We start from the raw sequence: 5,739 nt of genomic DNA, 5'->3' as shown, positions 1-5,739 counted from the left end.
GCCGTCAACATCGAGCGCCTCAGCGGACTGCCACCAGCCATGGAAGCACCCACACCCCGTCAGCCGACTTCCTTCCAGACGTACCTCGACCAACGGGAGACTCCACGCCTGACGTCCTGGCGAACCCTGGGCAGTTGACCTCGACGACTCCAAGATCCCCGACTGTCAAGCTGCGCCAGTACTTCCGACTTGTATGGGGGGTAGCGGTGTTCGTGATCGGGTTGGCCGCCCGTAACGTGCCGCAGGACGCCGGGCAGGCTGACTCGAGTACTTCCTGCCGCCCGTAAGGGCTGGCTCTCTTTGGGTGTGTCGACCTGCCCGGTATCCGTTCGCGGCTTGACTCAACAGAGGCATGAGCACCGGCCACCCCACGTTTCTCGAAGTCGGGATGTCAGCTGCGGATTCCACTGACTCGACACCGAGAAGGAGGGGACCGCTGATGATGCTGATCGGCATCGATCCGCACAAGTCGACCCACACAGCCACGGCCGTCGATCCCGGGACCAACCGTGATCAAGCATCGATCCGCATCGACGTGACGCTCCAGGAGTACCAGCGCATGCTGGACTGGGCCCTCCAGTGGCCCCAGCGGCGATGGGCCGTCGAAAACGCCAAGGGCCTGGGACACCACCTGACTTCATGGCTGCTCGCCAGGGGAGAACAGGTCGTCGACGTCCAACCCAGTGCCACCGCACGTGTTCGCCAGCTCTCCCGCGGCGCAGGCCGCAAGAACGACCGCATCGACGCCGCCGCGGCAGCATGCGTCGCCGCTGTCCAGGGCGACGAGCGACCGGTGCAGCCCGAGAACTCAACGGACGCACTGGCGCTGCTGGACGAACACCGCAGCAACCTCGCCCAGGCCAGAGTCCGCGCGGTCAACCAGCTCCACGCGCTGCTGCGAGCCCTCCTGCCCGGCGGGGCGCCACGCGATCTGTCCGCGGCCAAAGCCGAGTAACTGCTGGGCCCCGTCGAAACCACCCGCCATGCCCTCGCCGCCGACCTGATCGCCGAGGTCCGGACCTGGGACGTGAAGCTGAAGGACAACGCCAAAGCCATGGCCGCACTGGTCGCAGAGTCCGGAAGCCGGATGACCGACACTCCGGGCATCGCAGCCATAACCGCCGCCCGCCTCCTGGGCCGGACCGGAAACCCCAGCCGCTTTCCAACTGCCAGCGCGTTCGCCCAGTACGCCGGCACCGCCCGCATCGAGATAGCCAGTGCCGGCCGCGCACACCACCGCCTGTCCAGGCGCGGCGACCGCCAGCTCAACACGGCACTCCACACTGTGGTCATCACGCAGATCCGCATGCCCGGCACCCGGGGCCACGCCTACTTCAAGGCCAAAATCGCAGAAGGCAAGATACCCAGGGAAGCGCAGCGCTGCCTGAAGCGCCGCCTGGCTGATCACGTCTGGCGCACGATGGTCGGCGACGAACGCCGCCGCACCCGAACGACGGGCCCAGGAGGACAACCGGGGGCGACTACAGCATCCAGCGCGGCTGGCCCAACCCCGACGGCCGACTCTTCGGACAAGTCACTTCCCGGACCCGCCGAAACCGAGCCTACGCCGACACTCCAACCAGCTTGACAGACACAGAGGCACCCAAGGGCGCCGACCTCCGCACGTTCAGCCAGGCCGACCTGGACGCCGTCGATCACGAACTCAACCACCGTCCGCGCAAGACCCACGGCTAGCGCACCCCGGCAGAGGTCTACGCTGACCTACTGAACAGCGGTGATGCGCTGACCGCTTGAGCTCGCCAAGGTTTTTTGACGACCCGGCAGCCGGTGGCACACCGCGCTCATCGCCGGCAGGAGTCAGCGCTCCTGCGGAGGCTGCTTGCTCGCCAGGAGGTCGAGGAGCTGCTTCGAGGGCCTGGGCGCCCGGGGCCACGGTGGCGATCGCACTGGCCGGTCTCGTGCACATCGCCGTTCGCCGGTAGCTCTGCGCCGGTGATCTTGACGAGTCCACGGACAAGCTCAATGGCTCATGCGTACTTGATGGGGAGTGGGTGTTACGAAGCCAGCGATGGATGCCGTGTGACAGGCAGCACCGACTGATCCTCGACGGTTCGCTCCGCCTGGCTAATCTCGGCCCAGACGGCGTCAAGAGACAGGCCGAGGGTGTCGGCGATCGCTGCGATTGTCGGGAAGGCGGGGGTGGCCACCCGGCCGGATTCGATCTTCCGCAGAGTTTCCGGCGAGATGTGCGAAGCGAGCGCCACGTCCAGCATTGAGCGGCAGCCCCGGGCTCGGCGGAGCAGGGCGCCAAGGCGCTGTCCGCGTTCTACCTCGGCGGGGGTGAGCGGCAACCTGACCATGGCCCCATTTTAATACCGGTACAGTTAGACCGGGATAGTTATTGGACGCACATGAGAGGTCCCTCATGATTGAGATCCTGAATTCCGCGCGGCTTGAGCGGGCGAGAGACACCGGCGCCCTGGTCGGAGACATCCTGCACACGCTGAAGCGGCGCAGCACGGTCGGGACGAACCTGCTGGACATCGACCAGTGGGCCAAGGAGATGATCACCGAGGCGGGAGCGCAGTCCTGCTACGTCGACTACGCGCCTTCCTTCGGGTGCGGCCCGTTCGGGCACTACATCTGCACGGCCGTCAACGACGGAGTGCTCCATGGGCGGCCTCACAACTACACGCTGGCAGACGGGGATCTGCTGACTCTCGACCTTGCCGTAGCCAGGGGCGGGGTGGCCACGGACGCCGCGATCAGCTTTCTGGTGGGCAAGGCCAGGCCAGCGGCGAGTGTTGCGATGATCGAGACGACCGAACGTGCACTCGCCGCCGGCATCGCCGCCGCCAAGCCTGGGGCGCGCATCGGCGACCTCTCCCACGCCATCGGCACAGTCCTCAGCAAGGCGGGCTACCCGATCAACACCGAGTTCGGAGGCCACGGCATCGGCTCGACCATGCACCAGGACCCACACGTCCCGAACACCGGACGGCCCGGCCGCGGATACAAGCTGCGCCCCGGACTGCTGCTCGCCCTGGAGCCCTGGGTCATGGCCGACACTGCCACACTCGTCACCGACGCCGACGGCTGGACGCTGCGCAGCGCGACAGGCTGCCGAACCGCGCACAGCGAGCACACCATCGCCATCACCGACAACGGAGCCGAAGTTCTCACCCTGCCCACGCAGGCACGACGATAAGAGGGCGCTGTAACGAGTGGCCCAGCGGGCGGGTGCGCCGCGTCAATCCTCGTCGTCCTCGACAGCCTCCGGGTCCCGGAGGGGGCGCAGGCCCTGACCGGGTCCGCTGGCCTTGATGTTGAATAGATAGCGGCCCAGGAAGTTGATGTGCCGGTCCTTGAGCGGGGAGAGGCGGGCCACGTCCTCATCCTTGATGTCGTGGCCCTCGGCGCGGAGCTGGGCGACGGCGGCATCCAGGTAGCGGGTGTTCCACAGGACGACAGCGTTGAGGGCCAGGCCCAGGCTTGCCAACTGATTTTCTTGGCCCTCGCGGTACGCCTGGCGGATCTGGCCGCGGCCGTCGTGGCAGATCGCGCGGGCCAGGCGGTGGCGGGACTCCTGCACGGTGAGCTGCCGGTTCATCAAGCGGCGGTAGGTGTCGTCGACCGGGTCGACCAGGGTGAGCAGGTGCATGGTTTTGCCGATCCGGCCGTACTCGGCGAACGCGGCGCCGAGCGGGGTCGGGTGGCCCTCGCGGCCGAACATCCGCAGCAGGTCGTAGGCACGGACCTGGTTCGTGATGAGCGACCCGGCGACGCGAAGCATGTCCGGCCAGTGCGCGGCGATCCGCTTGAGGTTCACCTTGCTGCAGGCGACAGTCGGCGAAGTCCTCGTCACACCACAGCCCGTCCAGCCGGTCACGCACCCATATCGCCGTTGTACCACCCGGGTTGCTCGCCCGCGCAACCTGCGCAGTCAGAGACGGGACCTGCTCACCAGAACGAGGACGAAGGGACAACGAGCACCTCGACAGCTCTATCAATCGGCGGAACCACCCGAGCATGCCCGTCGATCCTGCTGCCGCCCCGGGAAACTCCAAGATCCCCGACAGAGTCAAGCTGAAAGAGCGTTTTGTCCCGGCGAGGTTGTTTGGTTCGGGGTTCAGGTGTCGCGCCAGTTCGGAGTGGATTCACTGGTGAGTCGTCGGCTTATGAGGTCGATCATTGCGACGTGGATTATGGCTTCGGACCGGTGGGGGTGGGTCTCGTAGTCGCGTGCGAGACGGCGGTGGTGCATCAGCCAGCCGAAGGTGCGCTCGACCACCCAACGTCGGGGAATCACCTTGAAGCCTCTGGCTCCGACGTCGCGTCGGACGACTTCGACGTCGATTCCGAGGCGGGCGCCATGGTCGATGGCTTTCGTCCGGTAGCCGGTGTCGGCCCACGCCTTGATCACTCTGGGGGTCGTGGCGGAGATCTGGGAGAGCAAGTGCATGCCGCCGACGTTGTCGGAGACACTCGCCGCGGTTACCCAGACGGCCAGCAGCAAGCCAAGGGTGTCGACGCCGATGTGGCGCCTGCGACCTGCGATTTTCTTGCCTGCGTCGATGCCCTGGCCGGCCGCCGGCACGTTGGCGGAGGTCTTGATGCTCTGCGCGTCCAGCATGCAGGCGCTCGGCTCGGCATCCCGGCCTTCGGCCTCACGCACCAGGCGCCGCAGCAGGCCGTTGAGCCGGTCGAAGACACCTTCCTTCTGCCGGGCGGCGAAGTAGCCGTAGACCGTCTCCCACGGCGGGAAGTCGTGCGGCAGGTAGCGCCACGGGATCCCGGTGCGGTCGACGTAGAGGATGGCGTCCATGATGCGGCGCAGGTCGTGCTCGGGTGGGCGGCCGATGTCCAGGCCCTTGCCTCTACGCTCGGCCCGCCAGGCGGTGAGCGTGGGACCGATCAACTCCCAGCGAGCATCGAACAGGTCGCTGGGATACGGGCGCTGTCGCGTCATGTTTCGGTAGTACCGTCAGGCACGACGCATCCCCAGGGCGCAAACAGCGTCAAACGGGGACGCTTGGGGATCAGACGGGAGCGACTCGACTCAAACGGGCAGAGGTATGGAGTCCCCCGCCGCAAAGCCCGCCTTGACCACTCTCGCCTCAACTGTCGCAGACACATTCACCCTTCGAAACGCCATCAAACAACCCCGCCGGGACAAAACGCTCTTTGAGCTTGACTCTGTCGGCAATCTTGATAGTTGAGGTTAACTGCCCAGCGTTCGCCAGGACTTCGACTGAGGGATCCCTTGCTGGTCCAGGAAAGTCTGTAAGGCGGTCGGCGGTCTCGGAGAAGAGGTTTCCGCGGCCACTGCCCGGCCGCTGAGTCGTTCGATGTTCACGGCAATGGCCGTGAGTACGTGTTGCAGGTGGGCTTTCGGATGTCCTCGGTAGCGGCAGTGGCGCATGCCATGTCCGTGCACGAACTCGTTGATGGTGCCCTCCACTCCGGACAGGGTCCGTTGCGAGATCAAGATCTGTCCGGATTCATCCGGTGAGGCCGAGGGCGGTCAGGGGCCGGTGGCAGTCGCGGGCGGCGTGACGCAGGGCGGCGGCGATGTTGGTCTGTCCGTCCTGGCGATGGACACCGATGGCGAGGTTGCGCAGTCCCGCCATGACCCGGGGCAGGTGGCCCGTGCGGATCTTGGAGTCATCCTCGCGGAAGGTGCGGTCCCGGACGTGGTGCAGAAGATTTTCGATCTTCCAGTGCCCTTTGATCCATGCGGCGAACTGGGCTCCGCTCGCCGCGCCGGGTGGCAGGCTG

The 5,739-nt window shown here is 66.4% G+C and carries 6 protein-coding genes and 2 pseudogenes; 3 read left to right on the top strand and 5 right to left on the bottom strand.

The genetic code is table 11. The features are described 5' to 3' along the window. The first annotated feature begins 439 nt into the window (after nt 1–439). Nucleotides 440–955, top strand: coding sequence for a transposase (locus ACFZDK_RS55435; RefSeq protein ID WP_390986950.1), 516 nt, complete (start codon nt 440–442; stop codon nt 953–955). Nucleotides 956–1,027: 72 nt separating this feature from the next. Continuing rightward, nucleotides 1,028–1,588, top strand: coding sequence for a transposase (locus ACFZDK_RS55430; RefSeq protein ID WP_390986948.1), 561 nt, complete (start codon nt 1,028–1,030; stop codon nt 1,586–1,588). A gap of 427 nt (nt 1,589–2,015) precedes the next feature. On the opposite strand, the gene ACFZDK_RS55425 is transcribed toward ACFZDK_RS55430, so the two are convergent. Continuing rightward, a complete protein-coding gene (locus ACFZDK_RS55425; RefSeq protein ID WP_390986945.1) occupies nt 2,016–2,321 on the bottom strand; it encodes a helix-turn-helix domain-containing protein in 306 nt (101 codons plus the stop codon). A gap of 65 nt (nt 2,322–2,386) precedes the next feature. On the opposite strand from ACFZDK_RS55425, the gene map reads away from it, so the two are divergent. Next, the gene (map, locus tag ACFZDK_RS55420) at nt 2,387–3,169 is read left to right on the top strand and encodes a type I methionyl aminopeptidase (protein WP_390986942.1); all 783 of its coding nucleotides are present in this window, start codon (nt 2,387–2,389) and stop codon (nt 3,167–3,169) included. Between the two features lie 42 nt (nt 3,170–3,211). On the opposite strand, the pseudogene ACFZDK_RS55415 reads toward map, so the two are convergent. The 4 genes and pseudogenes from ACFZDK_RS55415 to ACFZDK_RS55400 form a co-directional block, all read right to left on the bottom strand. After that, a pseudogene (locus tag ACFZDK_RS55415) lies at nt 3,212–3,805 on the bottom strand (Tn3 family transposase); the annotation flags it as partial. Nucleotides 3,806–4,090: 285 nt separating this feature from the next. Beyond that, complete coding sequence (locus ACFZDK_RS55410; RefSeq protein WP_390986940.1) at nt 4,091–4,930, bottom strand: IS5 family transposase; 840 nt, start codon at nt 4,928–4,930, stop codon at nt 4,091–4,093. 252 nt (nt 4,931–5,182) lie between these two features. Then, entirely contained in the window at nt 5,183–5,449 is a 267-nt protein-coding gene (locus tag ACFZDK_RS55405; protein ID WP_390986937.1) for a transposase, read from the bottom strand. A gap of 13 nt (nt 5,450–5,462) precedes the next feature. After that, a pseudogene (locus ACFZDK_RS55400) lies at nt 5,463–5,739 on the bottom strand (ISAs1 family transposase); the annotation flags it as partial.

Source organism: Streptomyces sp. NPDC007901 (assembly GCF_042959465.1).
Taxonomy (GTDB): Bacteria; Actinomycetota; Actinomycetes; order Streptomycetales; family Streptomycetaceae; genus Streptomyces.
Note: the sequence above shows the minus strand (reverse complement) of the source record. Positions and strands in the feature narration are given on the sequence as shown.

What these genes read in the sequence shown, in the direction of transcription:
- ACFZDK_RS55410 (WP_390986940.1), bottom strand. Translation starts at nt 4,930, where the DNA reads ATGACGCGACAGCGCCCGTATCCCAGCGACCTGTTCGATGCTCGCTGG.
- ACFZDK_RS55425 (WP_390986945.1), bottom strand. Translation starts at nt 2,321, where the DNA reads ATGGTCAGGTTGCCGCTCACCCCCGCCGAGGTAGAACGCGGACAGCGC.
- ACFZDK_RS55435 (WP_390986950.1), top strand. Translation starts at nt 440, where the DNA reads ATGATGCTGATCGGCATCGATCCGCACAAGTCGACCCACACAGCCACG.
- map (WP_390986942.1), top strand. Translation starts at nt 2,387, where the DNA reads ATGATTGAGATCCTGAATTCCGCGCGGCTTGAGCGGGCGAGAGACACC.